This is a genomic window from Sphingomonas psychrolutea (assembly GCF_014636175.1).
GTDB lineage: Bacteria > Pseudomonadota > Alphaproteobacteria > Sphingomonadales > Sphingomonadaceae > Sphingomonas > Sphingomonas psychrolutea.
This window is the reverse complement of sequence record NZ_BMDW01000003.1, coordinates 112,474-132,178: the sequence shown is the minus strand read 5'-3', so window position 1 is coordinate 132,178 and position 19,705 is coordinate 112,474. Positions and strand designations below refer to the sequence as shown.

The window sequence follows — 19,705 nt, the reverse complement described above, 5'->3', positions numbered from 1 at the left end:
GACAGGGCGGGGGCCGAGCATGACGACCGAAGTTGATTTCTACGAATTGCTGGAATGCGAGCGCAATGCCGACGATGGCACGCTCAAATCCTCCTATCGCCGCCTGGCGATGCGCTATCATCCGGACAAAAATCCCGGCTGCAGCGATTCCGAGGCGCGCTTCAAATCGATCAGTGAAGCCTATGACTGCCTTAAGGACCCGCAAAAGCGCGCGGCCTATGATCGCTACGGCCATGCTGCGTTCAAGCAGCAGGGTGGCGGCGGCGGCGGCGGCGGCGCACAGGATTTCAGCGCGTTTTCGGATATTTTTGAAAATATCTTCGGCGAGTTCATGGGTGGTCAGCGCGGCGGCGGGACTGCGCCGCGGCGTGGTGCTGATTTGCGCTATGACATGGAAATCACGCTCGAAGATGCGTTCCACGGTAAAGCGACCGAGATTACGATCGATGTCACCGGAGTCTGCGATATCTGCAATGGCAGCGGCGCGACCAAGGGCACGTCGGCCAAGTCGTGCGCGACCTGCCATGGCCATGGTAAGGTGCGCGCGCAACAGGGTTTCTTCGTGGTCGAACGCACCTGCCCGTCATGCCACGGCGCGGGCCAGACGATCGCCGATCCGTGTGGCAATTGCCGCGGTGAGGGCCGTGTCGAAAAGACCAAGACGCGCGCCGTCAACATTCCACCCGGCGTCGATGAAGGCACCCGCGTCCGCTTGACCGGCGAGGGTGAGGCGGGTTTGCGCGGTGCACCGGCGGGCGACCTCTACATCTTCCTCCACGTCGCGCGGCATCCGCTGTTCGAGCGCGAGGGGACGACGCTGTTCGCGCGCACGCCGATCAGCTTCACGACCGCCTCGCTTGGCGGGGAAATCCATATTCCCGGCCCCGATGGCGTTCGCCATCCGATCAAGATTCCGGCGGGCACGCAAAGCGGCCGCGAATTGCGGCAGCGTGGCGCGGGCATGCCGGTGCTGCAGGGGCGCGGGCGCGGCGATCTCGTCATTCGCATCGAAGTCGAAACGCCGAGTCATTTGACCAGCCGCCAGCGCGAGTTGCTCGAGGAATTCCGCGCGACCGAAACCGGCAAGGAATGCCCGCAGACTAGCGGTTTTTTTAAGAAAATGAAGGGCGCGTGGGGATAATCGTTCGGGACTTTCGGGGGGAAGTATGCGGGGGTTTGGGACTTTTCTGACGGCATTTTCTGCGCTTGCGGCGATCGGTGTGGTCTCACCCGTGATCGTCGCGGCGCAGCAGGCACCGCCAGCGGATCGTGCCACGACGAATCTGCGCGACTTCGATTTCGTGATCGACAAGGTTACCGCGAACTATGCCGGATGGGATTCCAAGGTAACCCCCACCAATCGCGCCCAGCTAAGCGATTTGACCGCGCGATTGCGCGCCAAGGTGGCGACCGTTAGCGATACCGAACTCGCCGCGCTGCTTGCAGAATGGGTCGATTTCTTCAAAGATCGCCATACCCGCGTTTATGCGCAATCGGTACCTGCGCCAGCGGTCGCCGCTGGTGCCGTGGCACCGCCGTCATCCTACCCGTCACGCCCGCTGACCGAGGCGCAGGCGCGCGCACGGTTGGGCGCGCTCGGCAAGGCGCGCGATCCGATCGAGGGCATCTGGCGGATCGGGAGCGACCGCTATCGCATCGCCATCCTGCGCAATGCCAGAAAGCCCCGCATATTTTCGGCGATCGTGCTGACGACCACCGCCGAGAATTGGCGACCCGGGCAGATCAAGGCGGAGATCCAGCGCGACGCCAAAGGTGGGCTGCAAATGCTGTATCGCACCGGCGCACATGATGAGGAAAACGTGGCGGCTCAGGTCGTTGCCGGAGGGGCGGCGATCCTTGTTACAGGCTGGGGGACATGGACGCGCGATCTGCCCGAAGTAGTTGATCGCGATATCGTCGCACGGCAATATCCGTCCGACGAGCTATTCCTCAAGGCGCTATCCCCGAAAACGCTGTGGCTCCGCATTCCGGATTTCGACCCGAGCCGCGCCGCGCCGTTGAAGGCGCTGCTCGCCGCGCACAAGGCCCAGATCGACAAGACCCCCAATTTGGTGATCGACCTGCGTAGCAATGGCGGGGGGAGCGATTTTGTGTACGAGCCGATCCTGCCGCTCGTTTACACGCGTCCGGTCTATACGATCGGGATCGAAATGCGCGCGAGCCAGGACAACCTCGCGCTACGCCGCAAGATCGCCGACGATATTCGCGCCGAGGCACCCGCCGTTGCCGCGAATTTGGACATACAGAACAAGCAGATGGAGGGCAATTTCGGCGGCTACTTCCGGCCTGATCCGTTGCCCTTCTCGATCGATCGGCTGCCGACAGTTGTGCCATATCCGAGGCGAGTCGCCGTGTTGATCGACGGTGCCGGGAGTACTGCCGAGCAATTCCTGCTGGCGCTGCGGCAAAGCGGCAAGGTTACGCTGATGGGCCAAAGCAATTCGGCCGGTGTGCTCGATTTCGCGAACGTCGTCGGTATGCCGACGCCGTCGGGCCGGTATCGAGTGCAATGGGCGACGTCGCGGACGCTGCGTTTGCCTGGCGACCCGGTTGATCCGGATGGCATCGCGCCTGATATTCGCATTCCTGCGGGGGAAAAGGACCCCGTCACGCACGCGGCTAAGTGGCTGGAACGTCAGGTCGATTGATCCGGTCCGCCCTGGCCGCCCCGTCGAGAGAAGGGGCGGTTGGGCTGACTGGTCAGAGGATCAACGTCACCTCAACCAACAGCGCGACGCCCGCTGCGGCGATCAGGCCACTGGCAAGCTTTTCCAAAATACGCATCGTTGGGTCTCCGTGGGCCGGTTCGTTCCGGCTGCGACACATTTGGAGATTGTTGCTCGCACACGCAACTTTATTACGCGCCTTCGCACATGCAGCAAATGCAATCGTGGGGTTCAAATGGAGTTTCGAACGTTCGAAGTTCGCTTTTAGCGTGGCAAATGGAGCGTCAGCGCACCCACCCGCTCCCGCCGCGGATAGGCCGCGTCGATCGCGTTGGCGATCAGCGGCGTAAAGCGCTGATTGTAGATCACATCACCGCGATCGCCGTACGTCACGAAAAACCCGAAATCGCCGCGCCGGACGTGCGCCGCGAGCCGCACCTGATCATACACGCCCGCGCTGCCCAGTTCGGCGATCATGGCGGGTTCCCAGATAACGTTCTGCCCGGCGCGGCGGAGCAGAACCATGTCGTCGCTCACCACCGGCTTCGGGCTCGCCCCGACGCGTGCGACGAGGGCGCGCATTGCGGCCTCATCGCCGGTGCGATACCGCGGGTCGGGTACGATCGGCGGGTCGAGCACCTGGATTGGTACACCCACCCCGATCAGGATCAGCAGCAGCCCGTTTGGTGCGAACGATGGCGACCAAGCCGCGCGAATGACCGGGACGACCGCGATCCCGACCAGGATCGTGATGCCCGCGAACCAGTCGATCAGATAATTGTCATTGGCCCCCGATTTGAGGATCATCGGTAGCATCAGCGTCTTGAGGATCACCATCAGCAGGACGATTGCCGTCGCCGCCAATCCGCTTTCGCGCGGCATTCGCGCGCGCCAGCGCCGCCACTGGCGCGGATCGACCCGCCGCCACGCCACGACGAAGCCGATGCCGCCAAGCGTGATCGGCACGATGTTCGCCAACAGCACCAACAGCGATTTCGCGGCATGGTCCCACGCGATCCGGTTGAGATTGTAGAAGAGGATGTTGGTCAGGAAATGGTCGCTCTGCGTCGCGTTGATCAGGCCGAGACCGATGAACGAGGCGAGCACCGCGCTGCCGAGCAGCAGCCACGCGGCGCGCGGGCGGGCGACCAGCAGAATGAGAAACGCAGCAGCAGGGGCGGGGAGGCTGGTCTGGCGCGTGTAGAGCGCGAGCGCGAACAGAACGCCGGCGCCGATCGCGAGCATCGGACGATCGACCGCGCGAACGACCAGCACCAGCCCGGCCAAAGTGAAGGCCAGCGCCAGCATGTCGATCTGCATCAACAGCGCCGAGGTCAGCAACAGCGGCAGCGCGGCGAAGCACGCGGCGGTGAAGATCCCGGCCAAGGCACGAACGCGCCGATCCTCGCCATTGCCGATCGCGATCATCGTCACGACGCCGGCCAGCATCGCCGACACGATCGTCGAGACGAGCGACACTAGCCGCCCGGCGAACAATTGGTCCAAGCCGAACAGCGCCGATGTCGCCGCGGTGACCAGATGATAGACCGGCGGATAATTGAACACGATCGCCGGGAATTCCCGCAAGGGCGCATAGCCCGTTCCCGCCACGATACGGCGCAGCTGTTGCCAGACGACCCCCTCGCCATAGTCCCGCCCGAACGGATCGTTCAGCGCATCGAATGCGTGAAACCCGAGCCGCGCCAAGCCCCACGCCAAGGCGATCGCGGCGATCGCCAGGGCCGCGCGCGCGATCAGCGTCGCGCGGTCAGGGCGTGTCGGCGTCACGCGTTGCCGTCGCCTTCGCCAAACACCCGCGCGAAGATCGTGTCGACATGCTTCAAATGATAGCCGAGGTCGAACTTATCCTCGATCTCCGCCACCGACAGCGCGGCGGTGACCTCGGGATCGGCCTTGAGCAATTCCATCAGCGACAGAGCGCCGTCCGAATCCCACACTTTCATCGCGTTGCGCTGGACGAGCCGGTAGGCGTCCTCGCGGCTGACGCCTGCTTGCGTCAGCGCGAGCAAGACGCGTTGCGAATGGACGAGGCCGCCCATCTTGTTGAGGTTCTTCTCCATCCGCGCAGGATAGACGACGAGCTTGTCCATCACGCCGGTCAGCCGCGCGAGCGCGAAGTCGAGCGTGATCGTCGCGTCGGGGCCGATGTAACGCTCGACCGAGGAGTGGCTGATGTCGCGCTCATGCCATAGCGCCACATTTTCCAGCGCGGGCGTGACATAGCCGCGCACCATCCGCGCAAGGCCGGTGAGGTTTTCGGTGAGCACCGGGTTGCGCTTGTGCGGCATCGCCGACGAGCCCTTCTGGCCGGGCGCGAAGAACTCCTCCGCTTCGAGCACTTCGGTGCGCTGCAAATGACGGATTTCGGTCGCGAGGCGTTCGATCGACGAGGCGATCACGCCCAGCGTCGCGAAAAACATCGCGTGGCGGTCGCGCGGGATGACCTGAGTCGAAACGGGTTCGATCGTCAGCCCCATTTTCTCCGCGACATGCGCTTCGACGAACGGATCGATATTGGCGAAGGTGCCGACCGCGCCCGAAATCGCACAGGTCGCGATGTCGGCGCGCGCCGTGACGAGCCGGGCGCGGTTGCGGTCGAACTCGGCATAGGCCTGGGCGAGTTTCAGCCCGAAGGTGACCGGCTCGGCATGGATGCCGTGGCTGCGCCCGATCGTCGGCGTCATCTTGTGTTCGATCGCGCGGCGTTTGAGCACCGCGAGCAAGGCGTCGATATCGGCGAGCAGCAAGTCGCTCGCCCGCGCGAGCTGCACCGACAGGCAGGTGTCGAGCACGTCCGACGAGGTCATGCCCTGGTGCATGAAGCGCGCCTCGGGGCCGACATGTTCGGCGACATTGGTCAGGAAGGCGATCACGTCGTGCTTGGTCTCGCGCTCGATCTCGTCGATCCGCTCGACCTCGAACGCGCCCTTTGCCCAGATCGCGGCGGCGGCTTCCTTGGGCACCACGCCGAGCTCGGCGAGCGCGTCGGTGGCGTGCGCTTCGATCTCGAACCAGATGCCAAAGCGCGCCTCGGGCGTCCAGATCGCGACCATATCGGGGCGGGAATAGCGCGGGATCATTGGATTTCCTTGGGTCGGCAGGGTCGGGTCATCGCAGAATCGGCTCGGAACCACGACAAGCTGCGCGTTAGCAGGGACGGGCCGACCCTTCAAATCGGCCGATTCGGGCCGTATCGTTACGCAGTCGCCGTCAGCGGGAATGCTTGACGTGTCGCCCGTCTACAGCAACCCCATCGCGCGCAGGCTCGAATGCCCGCTCGCGCCGATGATGATGTGATCGTGCAGCGCGATGCCGAGCCGTTTGCCCGCTTCTGCTACCTTGCGGGTCAAGTCGATGTCCGCGCGGCTCGGTGCCGGATCGCCGCTTGGGTGATTGTGCACGAGGATGATCGCGGCCGACCCGAGATCGATCGCACGGCGGATCACCTCGCGGACATACAGCGCGGCTTCGTCGATCGAACCGTCGCTCATCACTTCGTCGCGGATCAGGACGTTGCGGGTATTGAGGTGGAGCACGCGGACGCGTTCGGTCGTGCGGTGCGCCATGTCGACATGGAGATAATCGATCAGCGCTTGCCAGCTCGCCAGCACGGGCTGGACGCTCGCCTCGGCGCGGAGCAGGCGCAAAGCGGTCGCCTGGACGATGCGGATCGCAGCGGCGCTGGTCTCGCCCATGCCGGGGACGCGCATCAAGGCAGCGGCATCGGCGGTGAACAGCGCGCCCACGCCGCCGAATTCGGCCAGCAGCGCCTTGGCGAGCGGTTTGGTGTCGCGCCGCGGGATGGCCAGCGCGAGCAGATATTCGACGAGTTCATGGTCGAGCAGGCCTTCGCCGCCTTGTTCGAGCAGCCGCTGGCGCAAGCGCCCGCGATGTCCGGCATGATCGGGGGCAGGGGTGCTCATCGGTCGCAAAGACTATCGCCCCGCGCGCCGCTGCGCAACGGATCGCGCGTCGCGGTGCACAAGAGTTGACACCCCCCGGTCAGCTTCCTAAACGGCCCGTGAAACGGCGGCTTGTTGCAGGTCATCGTAGTTCCCCGATGTTCATCGTCGCGGTGCCAACAGCATCGCGGCGTTTTCTTATCAGGATAGCCGCCCTTGGCCGACGACCGCCAGACTGACGATTTGGACGCCCGCATTGCCTCGGCAAAAGCGGCCGGACTGTCGCGCGCTGGCGTCGCGGCACCGCAAGCAAAGGGCTATGGGCAGGGATCGAAAGTCCTCGCGCTGCTGCTCGGTGCCTTGTTCGGTGGCGGGATTATGGGCTGGGCGCTCGATCAGTGGCTCGGCACGTCGCCTTGGGCCTTGCTGATCGTGCTGACGCTCGCGATTGTCGGGGCGTTCCTTAACATCATCAAGATTTCGAAGGAGCGCGCCCAGTGAGCGCCGTAGCGAACGCCGTGACCGCCGCAAGCGCGAGCGCTGGTAAGATCGATCCGATGGAACAGTTCATGGTGGAGCCCGTGCTCGGCCGCCATATGAGCCTGTTCGGTTATGACGTGTCGTTCACCAATTCGGCGCTGTTCATGGTCGTCGTGTTCGTGTTGCTCGCCTTGTTCATCTCGGGCGGGCTGAAGCGTCAGCTCGTGCCCGGTCGCTGGCAGGTTGCGGCGGAAGATGCGGTCAGCTTCATCGACAATATGGTGTCGGTGAACATCGGTGCCGGCGGCAAGAAATTTGCGCCGTACATCTTCTCGCTGTTCTACTTCATCCTGTTCGCCAATCTCGTCGGCGTCCTGCCGTTGTCGATCGTGCCGGGGCTGCATACTTTTGCGGTGACGAGCCATATCACGGTGACCGCGATCCTCGCCTTCCTGTCGTTCGGGATCGTGTTGGCGGTTGGGTTCTGGAAGCATGGCTTCAAATTCTTCACGCTGTTCGTGCCGCACGGCGCGCCGGCGTGGCTGATGCCGGTGATCATCCCGGTCGAATTCGTGTCGTTCATGGTCCGCCCCTTCTCGCTCGCGCTGCGACTGTTCGTCGCGATGACGGCGGGGCACATCCTGCTCGAAGTGTTCGGCAGTTTCGTGGTGCAGGGCTTCAGCGCGGGCGGCGGGCTCGGCTCGGTCGTCGGCATCCTGAGCTTCATCATGATCATCGGGGTCAGCGCGCTCGAGCTGCTGGTCTGCGCGATCCAGGCCTATGTGTTCGCCTTGCTCACGTCGCTGTACCTTCACGACGCGGTGCATCTGCACTAGAGTTTTCAACAACCAATCTACCGTATTTCTAGGGAGTTAATCATGACTGATCTTGGTGCAATGTACATCGGTGCCGGCCTGGCAGCGATCGGTGTCGGTCTCGCGGCACTCGGCGTGGGCAACGTGTTCGGCTCGTTCCTCGAAGGCGCACTCCGTAACCCCGGCGCAGCAGACGGCCAGCAGGGCCGCCTGTTCATCGGCTTCGCGGCTTCGGAGCTTCTCGGCCTGATCGCGTTCGTCGTTGCGATCCTCATCCTCTTCGTCGTCAAGTAAGAGCGAGCGCGTCCAATGCCGCAGCTATCCCAAATCGGCGAGATCTACGCTTCGCAGCTGTTCTGGCTCGCGATCGTCTTCGCGCTGATCTATTTCGGGATCGGCAAGGCGATGGTCCCCAAGATCGAGAAAACGGTCGACGACCGGAATGCTCGTATCCAGGGGGACATCGCTGCGGCAGAGGGCGCGCGCGCGACTGCGCTCGCTTCCGAGCGTGACTATCAGGCCGGGCTCGACTCTGCCCGTAGCACGGCGACCGTCGCCATCGCTGCGGCGAAGACGCGGGTAACCGCCAGCACCGAGGCCAGTCTGAAGACGAGCGATGCGGCGATGGCGGCGCGGATTGCGACCGCCACCGCCCAAATCGAAAGCTCGAAAACGGCGGCCCTCGCCGAAATCGAAACGGCGACCACCGATGCGGTCGCGCAGATTGTCGCCAAGCTGTCAGGCGTAGCGGTCGATCGCGCGACGATCGCGACGCGGGTCAAGGCAGAATTAGCACATGGTTAATCCCGGGGCTGAGGCCACCACGCTCAACACCGTTGCGCAGACCGGCGTTGCCGAATTGCACCACGAACCAGCCTTTCTGGGCGTCACGGCGGCGGGGTTCGTCGCGCTGTCGATGCTGGTGGTGATCGGCATCATGATCTGGCAAAAGGTGCCCAAGATGATCGCGGGCGCGCTCGATGCACGGATTGCGACGATCCGGAACCAGCTCGATGAAGCATCGAAGCTGCGGGCCGAGGCCGAGGCGCAACTTGCCGAAGCCAAAGCGCGCAACGCCGCCAGCGCCGGCGACGCCGCCGCGATTGTCGCCCATGCCGAAGCCGAGGCCGCCGCGATGCTCGCAAAGGCCGAGGCTGATTTGACCAACCTGATTGCACGCCGCCAGACGATGGCCGAGGACAAGATCGCCGCCGCCGAGCGCGGCGCGATTGCCGAGGTCCGTGCGCTCGCCGCCGATGCGGCGACGCGGGCCGCCGCGGCGATCATCGCCGAGCGCCACGGCGCCGATGCCGACAAGGCGCTGGTTGATCGCACGATCGCCGGACTCGGTCGTCTCAACTAAGCCCGGGCCCCCCCCCGCATTATTACGAGGTCCATTTTGTTTCGCTACTGATCCGGCTAAACACGGGACCGCGGCGATTCGCGCCGCTTTCACTTTCGAAAGAGGCTCCCCCATGAAGTCTGTCATCCTCGCCGCGATCGTTGCACTGACTGCTGCTCCGCTCGCCGCCCAGACCGCTCCTGCACCCGCCGCGCCGGCAGTCACCGCGCCTGCGGCCACCACGACCGAAGGCACCGCCAAGTTCACGCTCGACACGCCGATCGAGACGATCGCCGCCGATCCTGCCGCCAAGGCAGTGCTCGACACCGACCTGCAGAACATCACGTCGCACCCGATGTACGACCAGTTCAAGGGCATGTCGCTCAACCAGGTCCAGCCGATGTCGCAAGGCGCGCTGAGCGATGCGGCGCTGGCCAAGGTCAAGGCTGACCTCGCCGCGATCAAGTAAACCGGTAGCCGGGCGGGGCTTCAGGCCTTGCCCGGCGTTACCCAGCGCCCGCGCTCGCGCCAGATCGCCGGGATGGCGGTCCAATCGGGTGCGGCATCGGCCTCATATCCCGTCACCGCCCCCGTGGCGATGCCGTGGAACGCGCGCATCGCCTGCAGATGCGCGCCGCTGCGCAGATATGTCAGCATTGCCGTCCGGTCGTTCCACACGGTGAGCGTGTGGTGCACCCCGTCGATCACCCGCGCATCGGCCGAGATATTGCCGGGCGCGCGCTTCGCCTGCGCCATCGAGCGCAGCGCATGCCACCAGAAACGCGGGGCGGAGAGCGGGCCGTTGAGCTTGAGCCCGGTGATCGAGATATACATGCCCACGACGATAGCAGCGCGCAGCGGCAGATTATAGCGATGAAGGGCGTGGCATCCGTCCGCGCGAATGCCTAGATCAAGCGACAATGTCCGATCCCAACGCCCCGACCCGCTTCAACGAAGACCAGGCCACCTACACTGTCCGCGGCAGCGACGCGCCCGATCTCGAGGCGGGGATTGCCGCGATCCGCAACGTGCTGGCGACGCTCCCCGTCCGCCCCGGCGTGTACCGGATGCTCGATGCACGTGGCGACGTGCTGTATGTCGGCAAGGCCAAGGCGCTCAAGAACCGCGTGACCAATTACACGCAAGTCGAGCGGCTGACCAAGCGGCTCCAGCGGATGGTCGCGCAGACGCGCAGCATGACGATCGTCACGACCAATAACGAGGCGGAGGCGCTGCTGCTCGAAGCGCAGCTGATCAAGCGCTATCGTCCGGCGTACAATGTGCTGTTGCGCGACGATAAGAGCTTTCCGTTCATCCTGCTGCGCGCGGATCATGACTTCCCGCGCATCCAGAAGCATCGCGGTGCGCGGCGCGCGAAGGGCAATTATTACGGGCCGTTCGCCAGCGCCGGATCGGTCAACAACACACTCAACGCGTTGCAGAAATTGTTCCTGCTGCGGAGCTGCACCGATGGCATCTTCAAGAATCGTGACCGGCCGTGTCTGCTCTACCAGATCAAGCGCTGTTCGGCGCCGTGCGTCGGGCGGATCGATACCGCGGGCTATGCCGATCTGGTGAGCGACGCCAAGGCGTTTCTGGCGGGTAAATCGACCCAAGTGCAGGCGAAGCTCGGTGGCCAGATGGAGGCGGCAGCGGCGGCGATGGACTTTGAGCTTGCCGCGATCCTGCGCGATCGCTTGCGCGCGCTGACCTTCATTCAAGGGAGCCAAGCGATCAATGCCGAGGGGATGGGCGATGTCGACATCTTCGCGATGGCCAACAAGAATGGCGTGATCGGCATCCAGGCGTTTTTCATCCGCGGCGGGCAGAATTGGGGGCATCGCAGCTTCTTCCCGGCGCATACCGCCGATGTGCCCGAGGACGAGATTTTCACCGGCTTCCTCGCGCAATTTTACGAGGAAGTGCCGCCGCCCAAGACGATCTTCCTCGACCGCGATCTGGAGGAGGGGGCGTTGCTCGGCGAGGCGCTCGGCGCTGGGGTTGGCTTCAAGGTAACGCTGTCGACGCCGCAGCGGGGGACGCGGCGGCGCTTGCTCGATCAGGCCAAGCGCAATGCCGAGGAAGCGCTCGACCGGCGGCTGGCGGAGAGCACGACGCAAGCCAAATTGCTGCGCGAAGTCGCCGAGCTGTTCGATCTCGCCGAGCCGCCCGACCGGATCGAGATTTACGACAACAGCCATATTCAGGGGACCGCTGCGGTCGGCGCGATGGTCGTCGCGGGGCCCGAGGGCTTTCGCAAGGGGCAGTATCGCAAGTTCAACATCAAGAACCCCGAGACGATCCCCGGCGACGATTTCGGGATGATGCGCGAGGTGTTCCAGCGGCGCTTTGCACGGGCGCTGAACGACGACCCCGACCGCGATGCAGGCGACTGGCCCGATCTGGTGCTGATCGACGGCGGGCGCGGGCAGTTGAATGCGGTGAAGGCGGTGCTCGAGGAAATGGGGATCGAGGATGTGTGTCTGGTCGGCATCGCCAAGGGGCCGATGCACGGCCGCGACGGGCGCGAGGTGTTCCACTTGCTCGACGGGCGCGAGTTTCAGCTGCCGGTCAATGCGCCGGTATTGTTCTATCTCCAGCGGCTGCGCGACGAAGTGCATCGGTTTGCGATCGGCGCGCACCGGGCGAAGCGGGCGAAGGCGATCGGGGCGTCACCCTTGGATGATGTGCCGGGGATCGGGCCGGCGCGGAAGAAGGCGTTGCTGATGCACTTTGGGACGGCGCGCGCGGTGCGCGGGGCGAGTTTGGAGGATTTGCAGAAGGCACCGGGGGTTAGCGCTGCGGTGGCGCAGCAGTTGTATGACTTTTTTCATGCGCGGTGAGGCGCGCGCGAGGTGATGATGATACTTCGCCCCTCCCCTTCAGGGGAGGGGATGGGGGTGGGGCCTCTCCACGAGCGTCCGGCCTGAGGCACGGCCCCACCCCAACCCCTCCCCTGAAGGGGAGGGGCTTGTATGTTCTCGTGGGCTTGCGTCCTGGATGTAGGTCACCGCGTTGTGCGGTGGCTTGTGCGATCCGGCGAGGGTCAGGTAGATTGCGGCATGGCCCGGCGTCGATTGTCGTACTTTCTTTCTGGTCGCGTTTCGTAATGAGGAGGAGCAATTGTGCCCAAGACCTTTTGGCTGATCGGGCCGCTCCTCTTGTTTGCCGTCCCGGCTTTCGGTGAAGCGCCACATCCCTTGCCCGCGCCCGGTGATGTCTATGAGATTATAAGAACACGGAATTCGGTTCAGGCGACCAGCGACGACACGTCTTCGGGAAGCTCAAATGATCGAGACACGATAATCGAGCGCGTGGTGGCGGTGCGTGAAGACGGTCTTGAACTGGAATATGATCTTCCGGCAGACCCCAATGGTCAGGGTCGCAGGGCTAACTGGCAATTGCCCGCCCGCATATTCAAGCCATTTCATGGACCTGCAAAACTGCTCAACGCCGCCGAGCTTGAGGCGCGGGTGGACGGCTGGTTGAAGGCTGGCAAGATGACCCGCGCTGCGTGCGGGCATTGGATATTTACCTGGAACGCTTTCCAAATTGAATGCGACCCGTCTTCCGCAATCGGGATCATCGACGGGTTCGATCTTGGACCCGGCGACCTACGCGCAGGGATACTGTATCAGGAGAAGGGGGCGCTCGGCCCGGTGCCGCTGAAGGACCCCGCTGGCGGCGCGAAGGCGGGCAATTTTGTTGCAGAGATGGAGGTTGATCCCGACGCTCTTCGTCGCGCGCGCGCTGAGAGCGACGTCGTCGTCGGAGAGATTACGGGGAAGGCTGTCCGCCTTGATGCCGCATTGGCAGCACGAGCGCGTGAGGATATTTCCGGAACCGTTACGACGACCTTTAAGACCGACACGGCCGGGCGAGTGCAGCAAAAGACAATCGTTTCTAAGATCGCGATCAAGGACCCAAGCGGAAAAGTACAAACAGAAACTGTTACAACCGTCATCGCGCGACGTAAGGCGGCGCGCCAGCAGTCCCAGGATCTGATCTGATCAGAGAGACCCTCAGGCCCACCCCTCCAACACCTGATCCGGTGGCCTGTGCCCGTCGGCCCACATGCGGATGTTGGCGATGACCTTGTCGCCGGTGGCGAGGCGCCCCTCATAGGTGGCGCTGCCCATGTGCGGGGTCATCACGACGTTGGGGAGCGCTAATAAGCGCGGGTCGATTTGGGGTTCGTGCTTCCACACATCCAAGCCCGCTCCGGCCAGTGCGCCCGCCTCCAGCGCGGCGACCAGCGCGTCTTCGTCGACGATGCCGCCGCGCGAGGTGTTGATCAGGTGGACGTGGCGGCGCAGCAACGCGATGCGGCGGGCGTCGATCATGCCTTCGCTGTCGGCGTTGCGCGGGGTGTGGAGCGTCAGGATGTCGATGCTCGACAGCATCGCGTCGAGATTTTCGTGCCAGGTCGCGGCGAGTTGCGCTTCGAGCACAGCGGGGAGGCGGTGGCGGTTGTGGTAGTGGATCGACAGGCCGAAGGCGCGGGCGCGGAGTGCCACCGCCTGACCGATCCGCCCCATGCCGATAATGCCGAGTGCCTTGCCGCCGATGCGGTGGCCGAGCATCCCGCCCGGGCTCCAGCCCTTCCATTCGCCCGAGCGGACGAGCTTCTCGCCCTCGGCAAGGCGGCGCGGGACGGAGAGGATCAGCGCCATCGTCATGTCGGCGGTATCCTCGGTCAGCACGCCGGGGGTGTTGGTGACGATAATGCCGCGCGCGCGGGCGGCCTTCAGCGCGATATGGTTCACGCCGGCGCCGAAATTGGCGATCAGTTTGAGGTTGGGGCCGGCGTTGGTGATGAGGTCGGCGTCGATCTCATCGGTGACGGTCGGGACGAGCACGTCGCAGGTCGTCATCGCGGTGGCGAGCTGATCGCGGGTGAGGCCGGTCGGGCCGCGGTGGATGGTTGCGTCGAACAATTGCTCCATCCGGTCCATCACCGCATCGGGCAATTCGCGGGTGACCACAATCTTTGGGCTCGGGACGCGTCTCATTTCGGGCATGGCACAGGCTTGGCGGAGGCGTTTGCCTGCGTCAACGGGTGTTGAAGCGGGTGGGGCAAGCACGGTAGGAAGGCCGGGTAATTCACAGGGGTTGAGTATGCGCAGTGCGGGCCGGATGATCCTGGCGGTGACGATCGTGGCGCTGGCCGTGCCCTCGTTCGCCGCGTTGGTGACCAAGAAGACGCCGTATTTCGGCTCGATCGCGGCGGGCAAGGCGCGGATGCGGACCGGGCCGGGGCGGAGCTATCCGTCGAGCTGGCTGTATCAGCGCGCCGATTTGCCGGTGAAGGTGCTCGACATTTATGATCATGGCGCGTGGTACAAGGTCGAGGATCCGGGCGGGATTCAGGGCTGGATGATGGGGTCGTTGCTCAGCGAGACGCGCACCGGGCTGGTGATGGGAACGGTCGCCGAATTGCGCGATTCGCCGCGCGAGGGCGGACGGATCCGCTGGCGCGTGGCGCCGGGCGTGGTGGGCCGCTTGAGCAAATGCGCGCGCGGCTGGTGCTATTTCGATTCGCGCGGGCGCGGCGGCTATATCGAGGCGGTGCGGCTGTGGGGGGTCGAGCCGGGCGAAGTGCTCAATTGAGCGCGCGTGGCGCGGGCTGGCGGATCGTTCGTGACGATCTGTTGCACCCGGATGTGGCGGCGCTGATCGAGCTGCATGTGCGCGCGGCGTTCGAAAATTCTCCGCCGGGGGCGGTTTTTGCGCTCGATCTCAGCGGGTTGCGCGCGGATGATGTGACGCTGTGGACTTTGTGGGAGGGCGCGGCGTTGCTCGGGATGGGGGCGCTGAAGCAGCTCGATCCGGCGCATGGCGAATTGAAATCGATGCGGACGGCGCCGGGGCAAGTGCGGCGGGGTGTTGCGCGGGCGATGCTCGAGCATCTGATCGCCGAGGCGCGGGCGCGCGGGTATCGACGGGTGAGCCTGGAGACGGGGTCGAACCCGCCGTTCGCTGCGGCGCGGGCTTTATATGCGGCGGCGGGGTTTGTGGAGTGTGGGCCGTTTGCGGATTATGTCGATACCGAATTTAGCCGGTACTATTCGCTCGTGATTTAGGAAGAAGAGAAGAAGGTTGGTTCGCGCGGAGGCGCGGAGACGCGGAGAAGAAGAAGAAGGTCGGTTCGCCCTTACCTTTCGCGCGCAACAAATTGGACGTCCAATATGTCTCCCGGCCTCTCAGCGAGCGCAAACCCTCCGCGCCTCCGCGTCTCCGCGCGAACCAACCTTCTTCTTCTGAAACTCAGTGCATCAATTCCACCGCGACCGCGGTCGCTTCGCCGCCGCCGATGCACAGCGACGCGATCCCGCGCTTCTGGCCGTGCGCTTCGAGCGCCGAGAGCAAAGTCGCGAGGATGCGCGCGCCGCTCGCGCCGATCGGATGGCCGAGCGCGCAGGCGCCGCCGTTCACGTTGATGCGGTCGTGCGCGATGTCGAGATCGCGCATCGCGATCATCGCCACGACGGCAAAGGCTTCGTTGACCTCGAACAGATCGACATCCTTGGTCGACCAGCCCGCGCGCTTGAGCGCCTTGCGCATCGCGAACACCGGCGCGGTGGTGAAGAGCGACGGCGCGTGCGCGTGCGCGGCCTGCGCCACGATCCGCGCGATGGGGGTGAGACCGAGCTTCTCGGCCACGCTCGCGCGCGTCATCACCAAAGCGGCGGCGCCGTCCGAGATGGACGAGGCGTTGGCGGCGGTGATGCTGCCATCCTTCGAGAAAGCGGGCTTGAGCGTGGGGATTTTGGCGACATCGCCGCGGGCCGGTTGTTCGTCCAGCAGAACGGTGGTCGGGCCCTTGCGCCCCGCGACCTCGACGCCGACGATTTCGCGGTCGAACGCGCCCGATTCCTGCGCGCGGCGCGCCCGGTGGAGCGATTCGATCGCGTAATCGTCCATCTGGGCGCGGGTGAATTGGTAGACGGCGGCGGTGTCCTCGGCGAAATTGCCCATCAGCTTGCCGGGCTCGTAGGCATCTTCGAGGCCGTCGAGATACATGTGATCTTTCAGCACGTCATGCCCGATCCGCGCGCCGCTGCGGTGGCGCAGCGAGAGATACGGCGCGTTGGTCATGCTCTCCATGCCGCCCGCGATCAGCAGATCGGCCGAACCGGCGGCGAGTGCATCGGCGGCGAGCATCGTCGCCATCATGCCCGAGCCGCACATCTTGTTGACCGTCGTCGCCTCGATATGATCGGGCAAGCCGGCCTTGAGCGCGGCCTGGCGCGCCGGGGCCTGGCCGAGGCCGGCGGGGAGGACGCAGCCCATATAGATGCGCTCGATCGCTTCCGCCGAAACGCCCGCGCGCGCCACCGCGCCGCCGACCGCCGCCGCACCCAGTTCGGTCGCGGTCGCGCCGGTCAGCGTGCCCTGGAACGACCCCATCGGAGTGCGGGCATAAGAGACGATGACGATGGGATCGCTGGACATGTTTTTGGCTCCGGTGGAACTTGTGACCGCGATCTAGGCTTCCGCTCCCGGATTTACAAACGTTCGGGAGATCGCAATGGACACGCTGACCACCGTTTTGAAATGGGCGGCGTCGGGTGGCGGCATTATCGCCGCGACGATGGTGTCGCTCGATCTGGGGCGGCGGCTGACGGGCTGGGGGCTGGTGCTGTTTGCGGTATCGGCGGTGGCGTGGATGGGGGGAGCGGTGTTGACCCGGGACTTCGCACTCGGCACGCAGAACGCCGTGCTGCTGGTGATCGATCTTTACGGGGCGTATCGCTACTTGATTCGCAAGGCGCCGAATGGCTGAGCAGGTGATGGCCGATCTGTGGTGGCCGGTGCTGCTCGGCGTGCTCGGCGCGGTGATCGGGAGCTTTCTTGCGACACTGGTTGTGCGCTGGGGCGCGGCGCGGTCGGTGCTGCGGGGGCGGTCGCACTGCGACACGTGCCATGCGACGCTGAGCGCGCGCGACCTGATCCCGTTATGGAGCGCGGCCGTGGCGCGTGGGCGGTGCCGGAGGTGCGGCGCGCGGATCGATGCGCGGCATTGGCAGATCGAGCTGGGCTGCGTGTTTGTGGGTGTGCTGGCGGGCATTGCGGTGCCGGGTCCGGTCGGGCTGGCGGGGGCAGTGTTTGGCTGGTTGCTGCTGACGTTAGCGGCGCTCGATCTGGCGTATTTCGTGCTGCCCAATGTGCTGACCGTGACGCTGGCGATCGGCGGTTTGGTCACCGGATGGCTGGGGGTCGAGCCGTCGTTGGCGGATCGGCTGATCGGCGGGGCAGGGGGCTTTGCTGTCTTGTGGCTGATTGGGGAAGGCTATCGCCTGCTGCGCAAGCGGGACGGCCTGGGCGGGGGGGACCCCAAGATGCTCGGCGCGATTGGATTGTGGCTGGGGTGGCAGATCCTGCCGGTCGTGGTTTTTCTGGCCGCGCTCACCGGCCTCGCGCTCGTGCTGGTCGGGATGGCGACGGGCAAAAGCGCGGCGCTGACCGATGCGAAGCCGTTCGGCGCGCTGCTCGCGATCGCCGCTTACCCGGCGTGGCTGTTGCTGTTAGGATCGGTTCCATGAGCATGCTTCTCTTTCTCGCCGCCCTCGCCCAGGCTGCACCGGCGACGGCACCGGCGGCACCTACGCCGTCGATCGATGGCTTGCCGATCGGCGCGATTCCGCGGCAGGATCTGCCGGAGCGGGGCTGTGCCGCGTTTCTGTGGACGGCGAGCGGCACGCGCGCGCTGGTGGCGATGGCGCAGGCCGATCCCGCGCGGTTGCGGCTGTCGATTGCGGGGACGATCGTCGATCTCGAACGCTCGGGCCAAGTCGGTGCGGGCGGGTTCGGCTTTGCCGAGACGAACGATTATGGCAGCGGCAGCACCGCCGCCAAGCTGACCCTGAAAATCGAACCGCGCGAGACGCTCAGCGGCGGGGCGTTGGTGCCTGAGGGGATTTTGCAAATCGACCGGGCGGGGCAAGACAGCCTCGTGGTGCCGGTCGCGGGGATGATTGGATGCGCGGCATGACGATGCAGGATGTTCTGGCGCTGCAACGCGCGCGTTTCATGGACGAATTGCCGGTCACGCTGGCGGTGCGCAAAGACCGGTTGAAGCGCGCGGTCGCAATGATCGGCGACAATGCCGAGGCGTTTTGCGACGCGCTGAGCGAGGATTTCGGGCATCGTAGCCGTGAACAATCGATGCTGACCGATATCGCATCCTCGATCGCGCCGCTTAAACATGCGCTGAAATCGGTCGAAAAATGGATGCGGCGCGACCCGCGCGCGGTGCAATTTCCGCTCGGTCTGCTCGGCGCGCGGGCGTGGGTCGAATATCAGCCCAAGGGCGTGGTCGGCGTGATCGCGCCGTGGAATTTCCCGGTCAATCTGGTGATGGGGCCGGTCGCGGGCGCGTTCGCGGCGGGCAACCGCGTGATGGTCAAGACGAGTGAGTTCACCGCGCGAACGGCGGCGTTGTTTGAGGAGCTTTGCCCGAAATATTTCGCGGAGGACGAGCTCGCTTTCTTCAGCGGCGGGGCGGATGTCGGCAAGGCGTTTTCGGAGCTGGCGTTCGACCATTTGATCTTCACCGGCGCTACGGGCATCGGGCGGCATATCCTGCACGCCGCCGCTGATAATCTGACGCCGGTGACGCTGGAACTGGGCGGCAAGTCGCCGGTGATCGTCGGCAAGGGCGCCGATATCGCCAAGACGACTGAGCGCGTCGCGATCGGCAAGATGCTCAACGCCGGACAAATCTGCCTCGCGCCCGATTACATGCTGGTTCCCGAGGCGCAGGAACAGGCTGTGGTCGACGGACTGAAGGCGGCGGTGTCGGCGATGTATCCGACCTTGCTCGCCAATCCTGATTACACCGCAATCATCAACGACCGGCATCATCAGCGGCTGACCGATTGGGTCGCGGATGCGCGCGCCAAGGGCGCGACGGTCGAGGTGGTCAATCCCGGCGGGGAGGATTTTGCGGGATCGAACGCGCGGAAGATGCCGCTGCACATCGTACGGAACGCGACCGATGACATGATCGTGATGCAGGAGGAATTGTTCGGGCCGATCCTGCCGGTGCGCAGTTATCGCGCGATCGACGACGCGATTTCCGAGGTCAACCGGCGCGACCGGCCGCTCGGGCTCTATTATTTCGGGCCAGACGAGGCCGAGCGGCGGCGCGTGCTCGACCGGACGATCTCGGGGGGCGTGACGCTCGACGATGTGGTGTTCCACGTTTCGATGGAGGAACTGCCGTTCGGCGGGATCGGGCCATCGGGGATGGGATCATATCACGGGACCGACGGGTTCAAGACGTTCAGCCATGCCAAGGCGGTGTACAAGCAGGCCAAGCTCGACGTGGCGAAGCTGGCGGGGCTGAAGCCGCCTTATGGCAAGGCGACGATGGCGAGTGTGAAGCGGCAGATGAAGTAGCGGTCTCCACCCCGGCGAAGGCCGGGGCCCAGTTGCGAAGGTTTATGTAACGAC

Annotated in this window: 22 protein-coding genes; 16 read left to right on the top strand and 6 right to left on the bottom strand. The window is 64.8% G+C overall.

Features of this window, described 5'->3' with window-relative positions:
- The first annotated feature begins 19 nt into the window (after positions 1 to 19).
- Positions 20 to 1,141, top strand: a complete 1,122-nt coding sequence (gene dnaJ / locus IEV62_RS03405) for a molecular chaperone DnaJ (protein WP_188445460.1) — start codon at positions 20 to 22, stop codon at positions 1,139 to 1,141.
- 25 nt (positions 1,142 to 1,166) lie between these two features.
- Positions 1,167 to 2,669: a S41 family peptidase gene (locus IEV62_RS03400; protein ID WP_188445459.1), complete on the top strand. Its 1,503-nt coding sequence runs from the start codon at positions 1,167 to 1,169 to the stop codon at positions 2,667 to 2,669.
- Between the two features lie 282 nt (positions 2,670 to 2,951).
- Here IEV62_RS03400 and IEV62_RS03395 read toward each other — a convergent pair whose 3' ends face one another.
- The 3 genes from IEV62_RS03395 to radC all read right to left on the bottom strand — a co-directional run bounded on the left by IEV62_RS03395 (position 2,952) and on the right by radC (position 6,631).
- Entirely contained in the window at positions 2,952 to 4,475 is a 1,524-nt protein-coding gene (locus IEV62_RS03395; protein WP_188445458.1) for an ArnT family glycosyltransferase, read from the bottom strand.
- Positions 4,472 to 5,788, bottom strand: a complete 1,317-nt coding sequence (gene purB / locus IEV62_RS03390) for an adenylosuccinate lyase (protein ID WP_188445457.1) — start codon at positions 5,786 to 5,788, stop codon at positions 4,472 to 4,474. Before purB ends, IEV62_RS03395 begins: the two co-directional genes overlap by 4 nt.
- Positions 5,789 to 5,947: 159 nt before the next feature.
- Positions 5,948 to 6,631 carry a RadC family protein gene (gene radC / locus IEV62_RS03385; RefSeq protein WP_188445456.1) on the bottom strand — a complete coding sequence of 228 codons (684 nt, stop codon included), beginning with the start codon at positions 6,629 to 6,631 and terminating at the stop codon, positions 5,948 to 5,950.
- A 195-nt stretch (positions 6,632 to 6,826) separates the two neighbouring features.
- On the opposite strand from radC, the gene IEV62_RS03380 reads away from it, so the two are divergent.
- From IEV62_RS03380 to IEV62_RS03355, 6 genes are all read left to right on the top strand, one after another.
- Positions 6,827 to 7,111: an AtpZ/AtpI family protein gene (locus tag IEV62_RS03380; RefSeq protein WP_188445455.1), complete on the top strand. Its 285-nt coding sequence runs from the start codon at positions 6,827 to 6,829 to the stop codon at positions 7,109 to 7,111.
- A gap of 56 nt (positions 7,112 to 7,167) precedes the next feature.
- Entirely contained in the window at positions 7,168 to 7,926 is a 759-nt protein-coding gene (locus tag IEV62_RS03375; protein ID WP_188445604.1) for a F0F1 ATP synthase subunit A, read from the top strand.
- Positions 7,927 to 7,986: 60 nt separating this feature from the next.
- A complete protein-coding gene (locus IEV62_RS03370) occupies positions 7,987 to 8,199 on the top strand; it encodes a F0F1 ATP synthase subunit C (protein ID WP_010164404.1) in 213 nt (70 codons plus the stop codon).
- Positions 8,200 to 8,214: 15 nt separating this feature from the next.
- Entirely contained in the window at positions 8,215 to 8,709 is a 495-nt protein-coding gene (locus IEV62_RS03365; RefSeq protein WP_188445454.1) for a F0F1 ATP synthase subunit B family protein, read from the top strand.
- Complete coding sequence (locus IEV62_RS03360) at positions 8,702 to 9,268, top strand: F0F1 ATP synthase subunit B family protein (protein ID WP_188445453.1); 567 nt, start codon at positions 8,702 to 8,704, stop codon at positions 9,266 to 9,268. Before IEV62_RS03365 ends, IEV62_RS03360 begins: the two co-directional genes overlap by 8 nt.
- A 112-nt stretch (positions 9,269 to 9,380) precedes the next feature.
- A complete protein-coding gene (locus IEV62_RS03355; RefSeq protein WP_188445452.1) occupies positions 9,381 to 9,716 on the top strand; it encodes a hypothetical protein in 336 nt (111 codons plus the stop codon).
- 20 nt (positions 9,717 to 9,736) lie between these two features.
- Here the strand turns inward: IEV62_RS03355 and IEV62_RS03350 are convergent, their stop codons facing one another.
- Positions 9,737 to 10,081 carry a hypothetical protein gene (locus IEV62_RS03350; protein WP_188445451.1) on the bottom strand — a complete coding sequence of 115 codons (345 nt, stop codon included), beginning with the start codon at positions 10,079 to 10,081 and terminating at the stop codon, positions 9,737 to 9,739.
- Between the two features lie 86 nt (positions 10,082 to 10,167).
- On the opposite strand from IEV62_RS03350, the gene uvrC reads away from it, so the two are divergent.
- Positions 10,168 to 12,090, top strand: coding sequence for an excinuclease ABC subunit UvrC (uvrC, locus tag IEV62_RS03345; RefSeq protein ID WP_188445450.1), 1,923 nt, complete (start codon positions 10,168 to 10,170; stop codon positions 12,088 to 12,090).
- Between the two features lie 282 nt (positions 12,091 to 12,372).
- Positions 12,373 to 13,257 (top strand): hypothetical protein, encoded by an 885-nt coding sequence (locus IEV62_RS03340; RefSeq protein ID WP_188445449.1) that lies wholly within the window; start codon positions 12,373 to 12,375, stop codon positions 13,255 to 13,257.
- Positions 13,258 to 13,269: 12 nt separating this feature from the next.
- Here IEV62_RS03340 and IEV62_RS03335 read toward each other — a convergent pair whose 3' ends face one another.
- Positions 13,270 to 14,268: a 2-hydroxyacid dehydrogenase gene (locus IEV62_RS03335; protein ID WP_188445448.1), complete on the bottom strand. Its 999-nt coding sequence runs from the start codon at positions 14,266 to 14,268 to the stop codon at positions 13,270 to 13,272.
- A 97-nt stretch (positions 14,269 to 14,365) separates the two neighbouring features.
- Between IEV62_RS03335 and IEV62_RS03330 the strand changes: the two genes are divergently transcribed.
- Together IEV62_RS03330 and IEV62_RS03325 are read left to right on the top strand one after the other, a co-directional pair.
- Positions 14,366 to 14,857, top strand: a complete 492-nt coding sequence (locus IEV62_RS03330) for an SH3 domain-containing protein (RefSeq protein ID WP_188445447.1) — start codon at positions 14,366 to 14,368, stop codon at positions 14,855 to 14,857.
- Positions 14,854 to 15,330 carry a GNAT family N-acetyltransferase gene (locus IEV62_RS03325; protein ID WP_229732799.1) on the top strand — a complete coding sequence of 159 codons (477 nt, stop codon included), beginning with the start codon at positions 14,854 to 14,856 and terminating at the stop codon, positions 15,328 to 15,330. Before IEV62_RS03330 ends, IEV62_RS03325 begins: the two co-directional genes overlap by 4 nt.
- A gap of 184 nt (positions 15,331 to 15,514) precedes the next feature.
- Here the strand turns inward: IEV62_RS03325 and IEV62_RS03320 are convergent, their stop codons facing one another.
- Positions 15,515 to 16,702, bottom strand: a complete 1,188-nt coding sequence (locus IEV62_RS03320; protein ID WP_188445445.1) for an acetyl-CoA C-acyltransferase — start codon at positions 16,700 to 16,702, stop codon at positions 15,515 to 15,517.
- 76 nt (positions 16,703 to 16,778) lie between these two features.
- Here IEV62_RS03320 and IEV62_RS03315 point away from each other — a divergent pair, with 76 nt between their 5' ends.
- From IEV62_RS03315 to IEV62_RS03300, 4 genes are read left to right on the top strand one after another with little or no spacing between them, the layout of a single operon-like run.
- Positions 16,779 to 17,033 carry a hypothetical protein gene (locus IEV62_RS03315; protein WP_229732798.1) on the top strand — a complete coding sequence of 85 codons (255 nt, stop codon included), beginning with the start codon at positions 16,779 to 16,781 and terminating at the stop codon, positions 17,031 to 17,033.
- Between the two features lie 7 nt (positions 17,034 to 17,040).
- Positions 17,041 to 17,793: a prepilin peptidase gene (locus IEV62_RS03310; protein ID WP_188445602.1), complete on the top strand. Its 753-nt coding sequence runs from the start codon at positions 17,041 to 17,043 to the stop codon at positions 17,791 to 17,793.
- Complete coding sequence (locus IEV62_RS03305; protein WP_188445444.1) at positions 17,790 to 18,242, top strand: hypothetical protein; 453 nt, start codon at positions 17,790 to 17,792, stop codon at positions 18,240 to 18,242. Before IEV62_RS03310 ends, IEV62_RS03305 begins: the two co-directional genes overlap by 4 nt.
- The gene (locus tag IEV62_RS03300) at positions 18,239 to 19,651 is read left to right on the top strand and encodes a coniferyl aldehyde dehydrogenase (RefSeq protein ID WP_188445443.1); all 1,413 of its coding nucleotides are present in this window, start codon (positions 18,239 to 18,241) and stop codon (positions 19,649 to 19,651) included. Before IEV62_RS03305 ends, IEV62_RS03300 begins: the two co-directional genes overlap by 4 nt.
- The last annotated feature ends 54 nt before the right edge of the window (positions 19,652 to 19,705 follow it).